Source organism: Pseudomonas sp. AC252 (genome assembly GCF_979258105.1).
This window is the reverse complement of record NZ_OZ409837.1, coordinates 4,345,281-4,359,601: the sequence shown is the minus strand read 5'-3', so window position 1 is coordinate 4,359,601 and position 14,321 is coordinate 4,345,281. Positions and strand designations below refer to the sequence as shown.

Here is a 14,321-nt window from a genome sequence, read left to right as displayed (position 1 = left end):
ACTCGCCATGAAAAAACTCTTTACTGTCACTGCCCTGCTCGCCGGTCTCGCTTTCAACTTCGCGGCCCAGGCCGAAGAACTCAGCGTGATGACCTCGGGTGGCTTCACTGCCGCTTATAAGATCCTCGGGCCGAAATTCGCTGCCGCCACCGGTAACACCCTGACCACCAGCCTCGGCCCGTCGATGGGCAAGGCGCCGGAAGCAATTCCCAATCGTCTGGCGCGCGGTGAGCACGCCGACGTGGTGATCATGGTCGGCTACGCCCTCGATGAGCTGATCAAACAAGGCAAAGTCGACCCGGCCTCCCGCGTTGAACTGGCGGATTCGCGGATCGGCATGGTGGTGCGTGAGGGCGCGGCGAAACCGGACATCAGCAATGTCGATGGTCTGAAGAAAGCCCTGCTTGATGCGCAGTCGGTGGCCTACTCCGACAGCGCCAGCGGCGTGTACATCGAGCAGCAGCTGTTCAAGAAACTCGGCATCGAAGACCAGCTGAAACCGAAAGCGAAAATGATCGCCAGGATCCCGGTCGGCTCGGTGGTCGCCACTGGCGACTATCAGTTGGGCTTCCAGCAGGTCAGTGAATTGCTGCCGGTGCCGGGCGTGAGCTTCGTCGCGAAGATTCCGGAATCGGTACAGTCGGTGACGCGTTTTGCCGCTGGCATTCCGGTCAAGGCCGAGCATCTGGAAGAAGCCAAGGCCCTGCTCGCTTACCTCGCTGCACCGGCCGCTCAGGCTGACGTGCAGGCCACCGGGCTGGATTCGGTCAAGCGCTGAGCGTTGGCGGCTGGACGCGCATTTCCACGACCAGCCGCTCCAGTTCCAGTGCCGCCGGGGTCAACGTGCGATCCCGGCGCTTGATGATGCCGACACTGCGCATCACCTGCGGCTCAATCAGTGGCACCCGCGTCAGGATCGGATGATCCGGCCCAGGCATCGCCATCAACGGCACCGCCGCCACGCCCAAGCCCGCCTCCACCAGCCCGATCATCGTCGTCACATGCCGCGTCTCGCAGATGCTCTGCCGCTGCGGCACTACTCCGCCCAAGGCCTGATCAAGCAGAAAGCGATTGCCCGAAGTCTTGTCCAGCGCGATGTAATCCTGCTGATAGAACTCGTCCCAGCTGACGCTGCTGCGCCCGGCCAGCGGATGATCGCGGCGACAGGCGACAACGTAGCACTCCTGCACAAGCGGTTCGAACTCGACTTTGGCATCCTGCGTGCCGAGAAAACTCAAACCGAAATCCGCCTCGCCATTGACCACCGCACTCAACACATCGTGGGCGCTGGAATCGAGGACTTTGACCTTGATCCGTGGAAACTGCTGGTGATAGCGCGCGACCACGCGGGGCATGAAGTAGTACGCCGCCGACGGCACGCAGGCGACGGTGACATGGCCCAGACGCGTCGAGGCGACTTCGCTGATGCCGAGCAAGGCAATGTCGAGATCATCCAGCAAGCGCTCGACGCTGGGCATGAAGCCGCGCCCGGCCTGGGTCAGGCTGACCTTGCGCGTGGTGCGCTCGAACAGTTTCACGCCGAGGGCATCTTCAAGCTTTTCGATGCGCCGGCTCAGCGCCGGTTGCGACAGGCGCACGGTCTCGGCAGCCTTGCGAAAACTGCCCTGCTCGACCACCGCACGAAAGGCTTGCAGGTCGTTGAGGTCGAAGTTGATGGCCATGGCGTTTCCGGAAATTGATGCGCAGGGGTTATAAATGTAACCATTTGATGCAAATTATTACAGGCCTGAAAGAGCTGCCCTTGTGGGAGCGAGCCTGCTCGCGAATGCAGGGCATCAGTCAATGCATAGGTGACTGACCCACCGCATTCGCGAGCAGGCTCGCTCCCACATTGGATCTCGAATGGTCTGGAGACCGCGTACCCCTTATCCTTGTCACCCTCGCCGTACCCGTAGTCAGGAGTCGTTTCAATGCCCCATGAAGGCAATCTGTTGCAAGCCGCTGTCGTGTTTCTGTTCGCGGCGGTGCTCACCGTGCCTTTGGCCAAACGCCTGCAACTGGGCGCTGTGCTGGGTTATCTGTTTGCGGGAGTGATCATCGGCCCATCGGTGCTGGGACTGATCGGTAATCCGCAAAGCGTTGCGCATATTTCCGAACTCGGCGTGGTGTTGTTGCTGTTCATCATCGGCCTCGAGCTGTCGCCGCGGCGCTTGTGGGTGATGCGCAAATCGGTGTTCGGTGTCGGCCTGGCGCAGGTGCTGCTGACCGCGTCCGTGATCGGCGGGCTGGCGCTGTCGGTGTTCGGCCAGCCGCTGAACAGTGCGATCGTGCTGGGCCTCGGTCTGGCGCTTTCATCTACCGCGTTTGGCCTGCAGAGCCTCGCCGAACGCAAGGAACTGACCAGCCCCCACGGGCGTCTCGCGTTTGCGATTCTGCTGTTCCAGGACATCGCCGCGATTCCATTGATCGCGCTGGTGCCGATGCTCGCCGGCGTCGATCACCACACCAGCACCGCCGACGATATTCGGCACAGCCTGCAGGTGCTCGGCGGCATTGCCGTGGTGGTGATCGGCGGGCGATATCTGCTGCGTCCGGTGTTCCGCGTGGTGGCGAAAACCGGTCTGCCCGAGGTATCTACTGCCACTGCGCTGCTGGTGGTGATCGGCACGGCGTGGCTGATGGATCTGGTCGGCGTGTCGATGGCGTTGGGTGCGTTTCTCGCCGGCCTGCTGCTGGCGGATTCGGAATATCGCCATGAACTGGAAGCGCAGATCGAACCGTTCAAAGGCCTGCTGCTCGGGCTGTTTTTCATCAGCGTCGGCATGGGCGCCAATCTCAGCCTGTTGTTGAGCGCGCCGATCACCGTGTTGGGCCTGACCCTGCTGCTGATCGGCCTGAAATTGCCGCTGCTGTTCGTGGTCGGGCGCTTGGCGGGAGGATTGAACAAGATCAGCGCAATCCGCCTCGGCATCGTCCTCGCTGCCGGCGGTGAGTTTGCCTTCGTGGTATTCAAGATCGGTCGCGATCAAGGCCTGTTCGAGCCGCGGCTGTACGACATGCTGGTGCTGACCATCACCCTGTCGATGGCGCTGACGCCGTTGCTGCTGTTGATCTGCGCACGGCTGGTCAGCCCGAAAGTGCAGCCGGTGGAAGTGCCGGAGAAATTCCGCGAAATCGACACCGAAGCGCCGCGCGTGGTGATTGCCGGCATGGGCCGGATGGGCCAGATCGTGGCGCGGATTCTGCGCGCGCAGAACATCAAGTTCGTTGCGCTGGACACCTCGGTGGAAACTATCGAACTGTCGCGCAGCTTCGGCGGTGTGCCGGTGTTCTATGGCGACCCGATGCGCCCGGAAATCCTTCACGCGGCAAAGGTTGGCGAAGCGGAGTATTTCGTCATTGCCACGGACGATCCGGAGACCAACATCAAGACTGCCGAAGTGGTGCACAAGCTCTATCCGCACATGAAAATCATCGCCCGCGCGCGTAACCGTCAGCACGTGCATCGCCTGGTTGATGTGGGCGCGGAGGCGATTCGTGAGACCTATTATTCAAGTCTGGAAATGAGCCGGCGCACGTTGGTCGGCCTCGGGCTGACCCAGGCCCAGGCCGATGCGCGGATCAAGCGTTTCAAGCATCACGACGAACAGGTACTGGAGGCGCAACACGCCGTTTACGACGACGCAGCCAAAGTCCTGCAGACCGCCCAGGAAGCCCGGGCGGAACTGGCCAAGTTGTTTGAATCGGATCAACTGGAAGAGCAAGCGCGCGACAGCTGAAAATCCGGCGCTGCTCAAGCCGCCATCGCGGGCAAGCCCGCTCCCACATTGGTCGAGTCGAACCGATATTTCGTGTGCGACATATAACCCTGTGGGAGCGGGCTTGCCCGCGAAGAGGCCGGCACATTCAACATCAATGCTGCCTGGGTCAGGCCAGTTCCAGCGCGGGCACCGGCTCGACGGCTGCAACTGCAAACCGCTCCGCCAGAAACGGCGTGATATCCAGCGGCAGCGGCTCGTCATTCACCAGTTTGTCCAGCAACACCCCGGTAATCGCCGACGTCAGAATGCCGGTGCGGAAGTGCCCGCAAGCATTCAGATAACCCTCGACCCCGCGCATCGGCCCGAGGATCGGCAATTCATCCGGTGAGCCCGGACGCAGTCCCGCCCAAGTGCGTTTCAGATTGACGTCCACAAGCTCCGGCAGACAGCGCACCGCGCCCTGCACCAGCCCGGCGATTTCCGGGTAGGTGGTGGTGACGTCGAAGCCTTTGTCTTCGGTGGTGCTGCCGATAAGGATTTCGCCGTTGTCCTTTTGCGCCACGTAGCAATCGCTGGTGGTCAGGCAGCCGTTGAGGATCTTCGGCATGCGCTCGGTCAGCAGGATCTGCCCTTTCACCGGTTTTACCGGAATGCGAATACCCGCCGCCCATTCGCTCAAATCCGCCGCCCAGGCGCCTGCGGCGTTGATCAGCGTCTTGCAGTGGAACACCCCCGCCTCCGCCGTCTGCACTCCCGTTACGCGAGTGCCGTGATGCAGCACGCCGGTGATGTTGGTGTTGACGAAGATGTCGACGCCGTTCTGCCGCGCGCCTTCCATGTAGGCATCCGCGAGGCGGAACGGGCTGACCTGATGATCACAAAGAAACTCCAGCGCCCCGCGAGCCTCATGACTGACACTCGGCTCCGCCGCGCGCAACGCCGCTTGATCGAGCCAGCGCACCTGATCGGCCAGATGCGGAATGCAGCCGACGATGTGCTCGGCATACAGCCGATCCTCGTTGTCATAAATCACGAATTTCAGCCCGGTTCTCTCGAACTTGCAATCCATGCCGTGGTTGTCTTTCAGCTCGCGGTGCAACGCCGGGTACAGCGCGTTGGACTGCAAGGCAAAATCGAAAAACGACTGCGGCAAAATGTGCGGCGTACTGGCGTCCACCGCCACCGCTGCGCCCTGGGTTTCGCGCTTGCGATTGGCCGACATCATGCGAAAAAAGATCACCCCACAACCGAGGCCGACCGACTCGCCGATCGCCCACAAACCGCCAGCCGACGCGCGGGTCGCGTTGCCGGGGCGCTTGGCGTCGATCAGCGCCACCTTGAGGTCTTTGCGTTTTGACAATTGGTAAGCGCAGGACGCGCCGATCACGCCGCCACCGGCAATGACCACGTCGTAGAACTTACTCATGGGAAGCGGCCTCCGTGCCGAAGGACTGAAACGCGGAAAACGGCACTGGATCAATCGGAAAGCGTGGGCGCAGCCAGCCGACATCCTGACGTCCGGAGGCCTGGCGCAAGCGATCGCTGCAATAGCCGACGCACATCCGCCCCTGGCAATCGCCCATGCTCACGCGGGTGCGCATTTTCAGGCTGGCGATGTCTTGCACGCCCTGCTCCAGGGCCAGGTCGATGTCGGCGCGGGTCGCATGTTCGCAGCGGCAGATCACCGTGTCGGCTGCGGGCAAAGCAGTCTGGCCGACGCCGCGCTCGGTGTAGCGATCCACCGCTGCGCGGAAGCGCACGATGGCTCTGAGCTTGCTCGCGTAACCGTCGCGCCGAACGCGGGCCAGTCCGGCGTCGAGTACGCCACGTTGCAGCAGAATCGAAGTGGCGGCGATCTTGCCGGCGAGCATCGCCGCTTCACCGCCGCGAATTCCGCCCATGTCACCGGCCAGATGCACATGCGCCACGCTGCTTTGCTGCCAGATATTGGCGTGGGCTCGCAGGTAGCCATCGTCGCTGAAGCCGTGATCAAGACCCATCTGCTGACTCAATTGCGTGCGCGGAATAAAACCGTACCCCACCGCCAACGTCTGCGCTTCGAAGCGTTCGACCCGCGACAGATCCGCCTCCCACGTCGACGAATACGGCGCGACGCTGACGCTCTTCAATTCGCCCTCGCCGTGGGCTTCGACCACCCCCCAACCGTAGTTCATCGGGATGCCGTGCAACTTGAGGTAAGCGAGCATGCTCAAGCCGTCGAGGAACAGCTGCGGTTTGTTCAATAGCGCCAGACTCTCGCGGGCGATCTTGCCGAACGCGCAAGCCTCGTAGACACCGGCGACGCGCACGCCAGCGGCATGCAATTGGGTCGCGACCAGCGGCAGCAGCGGCCCGGTACCGGCGATGATCACCGGCCCTTGCGGCTTGACCACGCCACTCTTGATCTGCAGTTGCAGGCCGCCGAGCAGGATGACTCCCGGCAACGTCCAGCCGGGAAACGGCACGCTGCGTTCATGACAACCGGCGGCCAGCAGCAGTTGCGGATAAGCGATCTCGTGCAGTTGCTCATCGCCGTCGAGCACCACCAACGCGCGGGTGCCTTCGGCGCCGACCACGCGATGGTTGAGGCGCACGTCGATCAGCCCCGACTGTTGCTGAAATTCACCATGCAGTTTGTCCAGTGCTTCGGAATAGCGCGGCCCGAGATAATCCAGTTGCACGCCATCACGCAACGGCCCGCGATAGACCACCCCGCCGAGGCGCGAAGCCTCTTCGAGCAAGGTGCTGCGCACGCCGTGGCGCGCCAGTTCGATGGCCGCCGCCATCCCCGCCGGCCCGCCGCCGACGATCAACGGTTGCAGGCTCATACGACCTCCTGCGCGACGACGCGGTTGACCTGAGTCTCAATCTGCATGCCGTCGCGCACCACGGTCTGGCAGGCCCGGCGTTTGTGGCGACCGTTGATTTTGACCAGACAGCACTGGCACACGCCCATGCCGCAATAGGCGCCGCTGATCTGATCGTGGTCGTTGCGTGCGATCTGGCGCACGCCGAGGGACTGGATGACGCTGAGGACAGTTTCGCCAATGGCGGCGCTGACCGTTTGGCCGTTGATGTGCACGGTCATGTCCGCCTGCACCAAGGGCTGGATATCGAAGGTTCTTTCTAGGCAGTTCATTACGGTATTCGTCCGTGAAGATTCAGTTGAGGTTGTGACAGCTCCTTGCTGCACTACGCCTCGTCGACGCTTTTTTGCTGTGTTTTCAACGTCGACGCGGATACTTCGTCAGCGCAACAAGGTGCGCGAGAAGCACTGTAGCTCATACCTCAGCAAAGGCCTGGGTCATTTACGGTAGGCGACATCGCCACGCGAAATATTGATCCAGGCCAGTGAAAATGGCGGGATGGTAACGATTAGTTGGAGAAGACGAACTGGCCTTTGATTTTCTTTGCGCCGAAGAAACCGAGGTCGGGGAACAGCAGGTTCTTCAACCACGCGACGTAGAAAATCATCGCCAGCGTGATTGCCACGCCGATCACCGTACCGGTCGGGTCATCTCCGTATTCCTTGAACATGCGCGGCACCTGGCTTATCGAGAGCACCACGTACACCGTGTAAGCGTGAGCTGCGTTGCGATAAAAACCCCAGGCAAAGAGCAAAGGCACGCCACCTGCAAACAAACCAAGTCCGATGGCAAAACCAGTGCTGATAGTCAGCCCGAGGAAATAGCCGCCCATCAGACCGATCAGCGCCTGAACATAGATCAGTCCGAGAAGGATTTTGATCTTGCCGGCGTGTCGTTCAATCAGATCCGGATCGGGGCGTGAGCCGATCAGGTAGGCCAGCGCCTTGTCTTTCAACGCACCACCGGAGAATGCCTGGAAAGTCTCGGTTTTCGAGCGACCGGCATCGAGCATTTCGCCGACCTGGCGTTTGGTTTCCTTCTTGTCCAACTGACTCATCCTTAAAGTGATAAAGCGGAACGCCCGCTTTGCGCAGGGATTTTCGCTTTTGGCACCGCAGAAAGCAAAAAGCCGCTTTTACCCGAAGGTAAAGCGGCAGAGGCATCCTGCCTCAGAGGGATCAGTGCACGAACAGGGCGATCAGGATGATGATCGGGATCGGTACGCCGAGGAAGAACAACAGTAATGAGCGCATGGTGACTCTCCTTTTTAACGGACCGGAGTGGTAGTGGTGTAGGTGTCGACTTCAACGTACTCGACCGCATCGCGACGACGACCGCCGAAGGTAGCTGCGAGGCTGGCGAAGAACGCACCGGCCAACAGCGCAACGAACATCCACAGCGAGGTGTAGGCAGCGACTTTGGCGGCGGTGTCGGCAGCTTGCTGGGCTTTCAGTTTGGCGTCAGCGATGGCTTTCTGGGTGTTGGCGTAGATCTCGTCGACACGACGTTCGGCATCGGCCTGGCTCAGGTTGGTGCGTTGCGACACCAGTTGCGCGAGGTAGGTACGGTCTTCTGCGCTGAGCTGACCGTTGGCCAGGCTCTGGGCAAAGATGCGGGTCACGGTGCCGCGTGCGGCATCATCGCTGACAGCAGCAGGACGATCATCGCGAAACAGGCTGTCGACGAAGTAACCGTACTGATCGCTGTCAGTGTTGGCAGCAGCCGAGCCGGCGGCCTGGCTCATCGCACCGGCAGCACCGCCAACGACGTTGGCACCGGCCTGCACGCCGCCACTGACGACGCTGCTGACCGAACCGACCACCAGCACAGCGGTGACCAAGGTGGCGACACACCAAGCAAGGAAACCATGGGCGGTGTCGCGGAAATACACTTCGTCACCGTGCATGTTGGCCCACTTCACACGCAGACGGCCGGCAATGTAGCCGCCCATACCGGAAGCAATAATCTGCGTCACAGCCAGCCAGACAATCGTCGAAATGCCCAGGCCCTTGGCGCTGACGCCCTCTCCGGCCCACGGTGAAACAGCCGAAAAGCCCAGGCCGAAACCGAGCAATACCAGAATCATCGACAGTGCAGCGGCAGCCGCAGCACCGGCGAAGATCGCGCCCCAGGACACGCCTGAAACACTGCTCGACTCTTCCACGGCAGAATAATAGCCATCAGGGGATCTATTCATTGTTGTGCTGCTCCAGGCATGAAAAATGGTGTTACAACTCGTCATGTGAGGAATTGCAGTGACCGTGCCAGGTACAGCGACTGAATAAATCTTTATTTTTCAACGGCTTATAAAATATAAACTTCTTAGGACCTTGCAAATTGCAACAGTTGCCAAATTACAGCGGGTTTTATGCATTGGCAGAGTCGATCATTTTCGCTTGTAACTCTTTTTACCGCTTGGCGTCAGGCAATACACGCCGCCGCGAGGCCCCGTGCAAAACGAGCCAGTACCGCAGGCGCAACCATCGTCGCCTTGCAGGAAGTTTTGCGGACGCATCTGCTGACGCTCGCCAAACATTGCCGCGCAGCTCTTCTTCGAACCGCTGATTGAGCCGTCATTGCACAGGAACAGGTCGCCGTCGCAGCGGTCTATTCCGCCTTTCTTGCCGGAACAAGGCGTATTGGCCGCAAAAGCGAGGCCGCTGGCAAACACCAGCAAGAGCAGGACGATCGGCCTCCAGCCAGAGCTCATCAATGTATTCACCGCGCCACTCCTGTTGGACTTTATGGCCAGATGATATCAATCTTTTGACAAGCAAAGCTTCCGTTCCGGTGAATGGCAGCGGCAACATGAAAGTTAATTTAAAGCGTCACGGCAATTTCTTGGCAAAATGCTGCCATTCCGTTTGAACCGATCAGCAGGCCTGCCTATGACTCGTATCTTGACCATCGAAGACGACGCCGTGACCGCGCGGGAAATCGTTGCCGAACTGAGCAGCCACGGGCTGGACGTCGACTGGGTCGACAATGGCCGCGAAGGCCTCGACCGCGCCGTCAGCGGCAACTACGACCTGATCACCCTCGACCGCATGCTGCCCGAGCTGGATGGTCTGGCCATCGTCACTACCCTGCGCACCATGGGCGTGGCGACGCCGATTCTGATGATCAGCGCCCTCTCCGATGTCGATGAGCGCGTGCGCGGTTTGCGCGCCGGTGGCGATGACTACCTGACCAAGCCGTTCGCCACCGATGAAATGGCCGCGCGGGTTGAAGTGTTGCTACGCCGGCAGAACAGCGTCGCCACCCAGGCCACGACGCTAAAAGTCGCCGACCTGGAACTGGACCTGATCAGCCACGAAGCCCGACGCGCCGAACAGGTGCTGACGCTGTTGCCGACTGAATACAAGCTGCTCGAGTTTCTGATGCGCAACAGCGGCCAGATTCTCTCGCGGATGATGATTTTCGAAGAGGTCTGGGGTTATCACTTCGACCCAGGCACCAACCTGATCGACGTGCACATCGGCCGACTGCGCAAGAAGATCGACGCAGCCGGCAACGTTCCGCTGATCCGCACGGTACGGGGCTCCGGCTATGTCATTGCCGAACCCGTCTGACGGCTGGCGCTCTTCCAGCAGCCGCCTGCTGGCGCTGTACAGTTCGCTGTTCGTGGCGTGGAGCGCGATCCTCATGGGGGTCATGTACTACGAGGTGTCCGGCTACCTCGACAAACTCGCCAAACATTCGTTGATGCAACGTCAGCACCTGTTTTCGCACTTTCGCGGCGAGCAACTGGAGGACGCCCTCGCCGCCAGCATGACCTTCGATATCCGCGGCATCGATGCCTACGGTCTATTCAGCGCGGACGGCGTTTACCTGGGCGGTGCACTCCAGCAAATCCCCGAGGGGCTGCCGCTGGATGGCAAGATCCACATGCTCGCCGAATGCGCCGATTCCGACGATCCGACCCTGCCGAGCGACAGCTGCGATGCGGTGGCCACGCAAACCCGCGACGGACGCTGGCTGGTGCTGCTGCGTGACAATGGCTCGCTGTTTGCGGTCACCCGGATCATTTTGCACGCGCTGTTCTGGGGCGTGTCGCTGACGATTATTCCCGGGATCGCCGGTTGGCATCTGTTGCGGCGTCGACCGTTGCAGCGCATTCGCGCGATCCAGAATAGCGCCCAGGCTATCGTCGCCGGCGACCTGACGCACCGCTTGCCGTTGTCCAATCGCCGCGATGAACTGGACATGCTCGCCGCGATCGTCAACGCCATGCTCGAGCGCATCGAACGTTTGATGAACGAGGTCAAAGGCGTCTGCGACAACATCGCCCACGATTTGCGCACTCCCTGACCCGCTTGCGCGCGCAGTTGTATCGCATGCAGCAACAGGCCGGCGAAGGTTCGCAGCAAGCAGCGCAACTGGATTTGGTCCTGGCCGAAGCGGACACGCTGATGGCGCGCTTTCGAGGGCTGCTGCGGATTTCCGAACTGGAGGATCGTCAGCGCCGTTCAGGCTTCGTCGAACTCGACCCCGCGCAGTTGCTGGAAGAATTGCACGAGTTCTATCTGCCACTGGCTGAGGAAGGCGATCTGCGTTTCCAGCTGAACATGCCGGAAACGCTGCCGCCGCTCAATGGCGACCGGGCGTTGTTGTTCGAAGCGCTGGCGAATCTGCTGAGCAACTCGATCAAATTCACCCCGCCCGGCGGTACGGTGATGTTGCGTGGAGTCAATGCGGGTGGGCAGACGCGGATCGAGGTTCACGATTCAGGGCCGGGGATTCCCGAGGCTGAACGTGAGGCGGTGTTTCAGCGTTTCTATCGCACTGAAGGTGGCCAGCCGCAGAGTGGTTTTGGACTGGGGCTGTCGATCGTCGCGGCGATTGTCAGCCTGCACGGCTTCAGCCTTGAGGTCGGCAGCAGTGATCTGGGCGGGGCGAAACTGGTGCTGGATTGTCGGCAGAGTTTGATCAGCCAGGCCTGACGTCTCGCGCCGATCGTTCCCACGCTCCGCGTGGGAATGCCTCAAGGGACGCTCCGCGTTCCGGCCTTCGAAATGGGACGCAGAGCGTCCCGGGCTGCATTCCCACGCGGAGCGTGGGAACGATCTGCGTCTCAGGTCGGGTAATTCGCCCGCAAGGCTTCGAGACCGCCCTGGTAGATGCCGTTGAACAACGCCACCACTTCCTCATCGCTCACACCCACCGCGTTGAAGCGTCCCGACCACGTCACCCGCGCGCCCTGCCCCTGGTCTTCAACCTTGATCGTCGCCAGGTAATCGCTGGCCGGGAACGGTGCCTGTTCGATCGAATAGCTGTAGGTTCTGGCCGCGTGATCGAAGGTCTGCAGACGTTCGATAATCACCCCGCCGTCAGCGGATTGCAGAGTGCGCACGCGCCCGCCTTCGCTCAGTTCACTGTTGGTAATCAACGGCAGCCACTCCGGCAGCGTGTTGAAGCCGCCGATCAATTGCCAGACCTGATCGGCCGAGGCCGGGATGTCGATGGTTGCAGATGCTGTTGGCATAAAACCTCTCTTTCGGAAATTCAGATTGTCAGGCTGTCGACCACACCGCCATCGACGCGCAACGCTGCGCCCGTGGTAGCCGAGGACAGCGGTGAAGCAATGTACGTGACCAGATGCGCCACTTCCGAAACATCCGCCACGCGCTGGATGATCGAGGTCGGACGGGCCTTGCGCACAAAGGCGTCGGCTTCGTCGCGCAGGTCGCGTCCGGACTTGGCGGCTGCGTCCTTGAGCATGTCCTGCAGGCCATCGGTGAAGGTCGGCCCCGGCAGGATCGCATTGACCGTGACCCCGGTGCCAGCCAGACGCTTGGCCAAGCCGTGGGACACCGCGAGGTTGGCGCTTTTGGTCACGCCGTAATTGAGCATGTCCGCCGGCGTCGCGACCCCGGATTCGGACGACAGGAAGATCACCCGGCCCCAACCCTGCTCAACCATCGCCGGCACATAATGCCGCGCCAGGCGCACGCCGGAAATCACGTTGACCTCATAGAAGCGTGTCCACTCGCTGTCGGGGGTTTCGAAGAAATCGACGTCGTTGAAGATGCCCAGGTTGTTCACCAGAATGTCCGCGCGCGGCTCGGCAGCGAAGAGCTTTTCCGCGCCCTCGGCCGTCCCGAGATCGGCGGTCAGACCACGCAACTGCGCGCTGGGCACGGCTTGGCGAATGCTCGCCAGCGCCTGTTCGACCTTGGCCGTGTCACGACCGATCACCACCACCGTCGCCCCGGCCTCGGCCAGCGACTGGCTGATGCCCAGGCCGATACCGGCGGTGCTGCCGCTGACGATGGCCAATTTCCCACTCAGATCAATCTTCATGCGTTTACCTCATCGATTGGCAAGGGCTCGCGCCGGACGGCCGATGCCTGTGCGGACTCGACCATGGCGGCGATTTCAGAAGCATGGATCAGCGTAGTTGCGATGTTGCATCTGTGAGAGAGCTGCCGACCGTTGACGTGGTTGAGCAACATCTTCTGATGCAGATCAGATTTGCGTCAGACGAAGCAAACCATCAGCGCCGACCCTGACGCTGATCGCATCGTAACTGGCCAACGTAGCATGCGCTGTTTCGATCGGATGCTGGTGCGTGGTGGTGATGATCATCAACGCCGCACCCGCCGCTTCGGCTGCTTGAATGCCAACCGCGGCGTCTTCAAAAATCAGACAATCCGCCGGTTCAACGCCAAGCTTTTTCGCCGCCAAAAGATAACCCGAAGGATCCGGCTTGCCGGCCTTCACATCTTCCGCCGTGATCATCACCGCTGGTTCGGGAATCCCCGCCGCCGCCATCCGGCGCAGGGCCAGGTCACGCGGCGCCGACGTCACCATCGCCCAACCATTTTTCGGCAGTGCGTTGAGAAACGCCGCCGCAGCCGGGATCTCGACAATGCCTTCAACGTCTTCGATTTCGGCAGCGGTGATAAACGCCGCTTGTTCCTCGGCATCCACGCCCGGAAGATTCAGGCGGGTGATGGTGTCGATCGCCCGCGCGCCATGGATGGTCGGCAAAAATGTTTCGACATCAACGCCATGGCGCACCGCCCACGCTGACCAGATGCGCTCGGCGGCGGCGATGGAGTTGAGGACGGTGCCGTCCATATCGAACAGGAACGCGGCGAATGCGCGATCAAAAACCGATGCTTGTGCAGACAAGAGAACAAATCCTCTGACAGATGGCCGGGGCAGACAGGCCCGGCAATGTAGCACTTGTCAGTGCAGCTGCGGGGCCTTGGATTTGAACGCGCTTTCCACACAATCGAGCAACTGACCGATCGCCCAGGGCTTCTTGATGAACGCCACCGAGTGCTTGACCCCAGAGGTCTCGGGCGTTTCATAGCCGGACATGACCATCACCGGTTTGTCCGGCCAGCGATCGCCGAACAGGTTGGCCAGATCGGCGCCGTTAAGCGTGCCGGGCATGGTGATGTCGGTCAGCAACAGCGCTACATCCGCTGCGTGTTTTTCCAGATACAAGGATGCGGCGTCGGCGCTGGTTTGCGGTTCGACCTTGAACCCTTCCTCCTGGAGAATTTCGCAAAGGAACTCCAGAATCAACGGATCGTCCTCGACAACCAGAATCAACCCGCCAGGAAGGTGCGCGCTCGACGTAGGTGTAGGGCACATGAACAGCACTCCCCCGAATTACATTTTCGAATAGCGGTTTTGAATCCGCTGCTTATCAGGTATGAGCAGCGCGCCCTGCAGAAATTCACTTTTGATACAGGAGATTTCGCCAAGGTGTTGTTTT

General features: G+C 60.9%; 14 protein-coding genes and 1 pseudogene. 4 read left to right on the top strand and 11 right to left on the bottom strand.

The window, feature by feature from the left end:
• Positions 1–7 precede the first annotated feature (7 nt).
• Positions 8–778 carry a substrate-binding domain-containing protein gene (locus ACZZZ4_RS19995; protein ID WP_463548550.1) on the top strand — a complete coding sequence of 257 codons (771 nt, stop codon included), beginning with the start codon at positions 8–10 and terminating at the stop codon, positions 776–778.
• On the opposite strand, the gene ACZZZ4_RS19990 is transcribed toward ACZZZ4_RS19995, so the two are convergent.
• Positions 768–1,682: a LysR family transcriptional regulator gene (locus ACZZZ4_RS19990; protein WP_129998422.1), complete on the bottom strand. Its 915-nt coding sequence runs from the start codon at positions 1,680–1,682 to the stop codon at positions 768–770. The two genes, ACZZZ4_RS19995 and ACZZZ4_RS19990, sit on opposite strands and share 11 nt — an antisense overlap.
• A gap of 249 nt (positions 1,683–1,931) precedes the next feature.
• On the opposite strand from ACZZZ4_RS19990, the gene ACZZZ4_RS19985 reads away from it, so the two are divergent.
• The gene (locus tag ACZZZ4_RS19985) at positions 1,932–3,740 is read left to right on the top strand and encodes a monovalent cation:proton antiporter-2 (CPA2) family protein (RefSeq protein WP_129998421.1); all 1,809 of its coding nucleotides are present in this window, start codon (positions 1,932–1,934) and stop codon (positions 3,738–3,740) included.
• Positions 3,741–3,888: 148 nt separating this feature from the next.
• Here ACZZZ4_RS19985 and hcnC read toward each other — a convergent pair whose 3' ends face one another.
• The 6 genes from hcnC to ACZZZ4_RS19955 all read right to left on the bottom strand — a co-directional run bounded on the left by hcnC (position 3,889) and on the right by ACZZZ4_RS19955 (position 9,299).
• The gene (gene hcnC, locus ACZZZ4_RS19980; RefSeq protein ID WP_463548549.1) at positions 3,889–5,148 is read right to left on the bottom strand and encodes a cyanide-forming glycine dehydrogenase subunit HcnC; all 1,260 of its coding nucleotides are present in this window, start codon (positions 5,146–5,148) and stop codon (positions 3,889–3,891) included.
• Positions 5,141–6,550, bottom strand: a complete 1,410-nt coding sequence (gene hcnB, locus ACZZZ4_RS19975) for a cyanide-forming glycine dehydrogenase subunit HcnB (RefSeq protein WP_463548548.1) — start codon at positions 6,548–6,550, stop codon at positions 5,141–5,143. The genes hcnC and hcnB overlap by 8 nt, the downstream gene beginning before the upstream one ends.
• The gene (locus tag ACZZZ4_RS19970; protein ID WP_039762246.1) at positions 6,547–6,861 is read right to left on the bottom strand and encodes a (2Fe-2S)-binding protein; all 315 of its coding nucleotides are present in this window, start codon (positions 6,859–6,861) and stop codon (positions 6,547–6,549) included. Before ACZZZ4_RS19970 ends, hcnB begins: the two co-directional genes overlap by 4 nt.
• Before the next feature lie 236 nt (positions 6,862–7,097).
• Entirely contained in the window at positions 7,098–7,646 is a 549-nt protein-coding gene (locus ACZZZ4_RS19965) for a hypothetical protein (RefSeq protein ID WP_463548547.1), read from the bottom strand.
• 210 nt (positions 7,647–7,856) lie between these two features.
• Positions 7,857–8,786, bottom strand: a complete 930-nt coding sequence (locus tag ACZZZ4_RS19960; RefSeq protein ID WP_039762248.1) for a hypothetical protein — start codon at positions 8,784–8,786, stop codon at positions 7,857–7,859.
• Between the two features lie 189 nt (positions 8,787–8,975).
• Positions 8,976–9,299 (bottom strand): YdcA family protein, encoded by a 324-nt coding sequence (locus tag ACZZZ4_RS19955; protein ID WP_415763953.1) that lies wholly within the window; start codon positions 9,297–9,299, stop codon positions 8,976–8,978.
• Positions 9,300–9,477: 178 nt separating this feature from the next.
• On the opposite strand from ACZZZ4_RS19955, the gene ACZZZ4_RS19950 reads away from it, so the two are divergent.
• Positions 9,478–10,161 carry a response regulator transcription factor gene (locus tag ACZZZ4_RS19950; RefSeq protein ID WP_056788996.1) on the top strand — a complete coding sequence of 228 codons (684 nt, stop codon included), beginning with the start codon at positions 9,478–9,480 and terminating at the stop codon, positions 10,159–10,161.
• Positions 10,139–11,532: pseudogene (locus tag ACZZZ4_RS19945) on the top strand (sensor histidine kinase). Before ACZZZ4_RS19950 ends, ACZZZ4_RS19945 begins: the two are co-directional and overlap by 23 nt.
• 131 nt (positions 11,533–11,663) lie before the next feature.
• Here the strand turns inward: ACZZZ4_RS19945 and ACZZZ4_RS19940 are convergent.
• The 4 genes from ACZZZ4_RS19940 to ACZZZ4_RS19925 all read right to left on the bottom strand — a co-directional run bounded on the left by ACZZZ4_RS19940 (position 11,664) and on the right by ACZZZ4_RS19925 (position 14,197).
• Positions 11,664–12,074 (bottom strand): SRPBCC family protein, encoded by a 411-nt coding sequence (locus tag ACZZZ4_RS19940; RefSeq protein WP_463548546.1) that lies wholly within the window; start codon positions 12,072–12,074, stop codon positions 11,664–11,666.
• A 20-nt stretch (positions 12,075–12,094) separates the two neighbouring features.
• On the bottom strand, positions 12,095–12,892 hold the full coding sequence (locus ACZZZ4_RS19935; protein WP_463548545.1) for an SDR family NAD(P)-dependent oxidoreductase: 798 nt from the start codon (positions 12,890–12,892) through the stop codon (positions 12,095–12,097).
• Between the two features lie 165 nt (positions 12,893–13,057).
• Positions 13,058–13,726 carry an HAD-IA family hydrolase gene (locus ACZZZ4_RS19930; RefSeq protein WP_129998416.1) on the bottom strand — a complete coding sequence of 223 codons (669 nt, stop codon included), beginning with the start codon at positions 13,724–13,726 and terminating at the stop codon, positions 13,058–13,060.
• Between the two features lie 57 nt (positions 13,727–13,783).
• Positions 13,784–14,197: a response regulator gene (locus tag ACZZZ4_RS19925; protein WP_129998415.1), complete on the bottom strand. Its 414-nt coding sequence runs from the start codon at positions 14,195–14,197 to the stop codon at positions 13,784–13,786.
• Positions 14,198–14,321: the final 124 nt, after the last annotated feature.